We start from the raw sequence: 1,218 nt of genomic DNA, 5'->3' as shown, positions 1-1,218 counted from the left end.
TTACTTTCCAGATCCAGTAGGGAACTCCATTCAGTGGCTCGCTGCCGATGGAACCATACTTAAAATGGTCATTAATATCTGCATATCTAACTGGGGAGTTGGATATCAACGGCCAAGCTATCACTAGGGTGATGACCAGTACAACTCCAATAATAAGAAGCCAAAACCGCTTTAAGCTTTTGAAAACACCCTTGAGTAGGGTTGGGTTTTCTGATTCACTCATCAATTTCTTACCTGTGATCTATAAATATAGTGCGTCAGTTTAAATATAGTGCGTAAGTGTTCAGTCCTGAATAGATCAGGACTTACCCTTGTATCGAAAAATTAACGCCATTTGTAGGGGTACACAGCCGTGCCCCCTCAACCTAGGGCTTGCTGAATAAGTCTACAAAGCGACTCTAGAGGCTACACAGCTTTAAAAATCTGAGTTTCACCGCTTGGTTCCCCAAGAAAACCCAGGGATTTCCCACAAAAGTGCAAGGTTTTTGAGCGACAAGATCCCAAAACCTTGCACTTGTTTGGTTAAAAAAGGCTTGAAAGCCTTGTCGGGTATGCCTTCTGCCTTGATGCAGCAAGCCCTATCTACCGTAATATCCTAACTCCTATAGAAACAAGCGTTCGAGGAAAGCGATCGCATTCTCTATGGCATTTTCTATAGATGTAAAGAAACAGAAATGTTTCTTAGAAGAGGTTTTTACTCTTCGTTGTTGACAAAGATAATTAAGAATTAGGAGAATGGCGGTGGATCAAATACAGTCATCACCTGTTCAATCATTTTGTCGTGGTCATCATTGTATCGGCGCACATCGTAGCAGCCTAGGGGGTTTTGTAGGGCATTGATCAAGCACCTGTTGCAGTAGGTGCAGGGTCGGTCTGGCAGGTCTTTTCCTTGCTGAAACTGCTGGACTAGGTCATTATTGGCAACCAGAGGACGGGCGATACTAACTGCATCACAGAATCCTTCACTAATCGCCTCACGGATGTAGGATGCTTGCTGAAAACCTCCCGTGCAGATGACTGGGATATTCACATGCTTTTTGATTTCCCGAGCATCACTGATGCTAATACCTTGGTATTTATCTAGGAGTTCTTGCATGGTTTGACTTGATACAAACTCCCGGAAGGAGTCGTCCAAGGCTTTATCCTGTACATCTTTGCCGATTATCGGCTGAGTCGAACCCTTTCTGTAAACTCGGTTCCACAAGAACAAGAAGATGG

The 1,218-nt window shown here is 43.8% G+C and carries 1 protein-coding gene and 1 pseudogene; both read right to left on the bottom strand.

What is annotated here, in order from left to right:
* A pseudogene (locus tag F6K37_RS43340) lies at positions 1-223 on the bottom strand (cytochrome c); the annotation flags it as partial.
* A 504-nt stretch (positions 224-727) separates the two neighbouring features.
* The coding region (locus F6K37_RS43335) for an oxidoreductase (protein WP_287257335.1) at positions 728-1,218 on the bottom strand (491 nt) is incomplete at its 5' end.

It is taken from the genome of Moorena sp. SIO4E2 (genome assembly GCF_010671945.1).
Classification (GTDB): domain Bacteria; phylum Cyanobacteriota; class Cyanobacteriia; order Cyanobacteriales; family Coleofasciculaceae; genus Moorena; species Moorena producens.
Note: the sequence above shows the minus strand (reverse complement) of the source record. Positions and strands in the feature narration are given on the sequence as shown.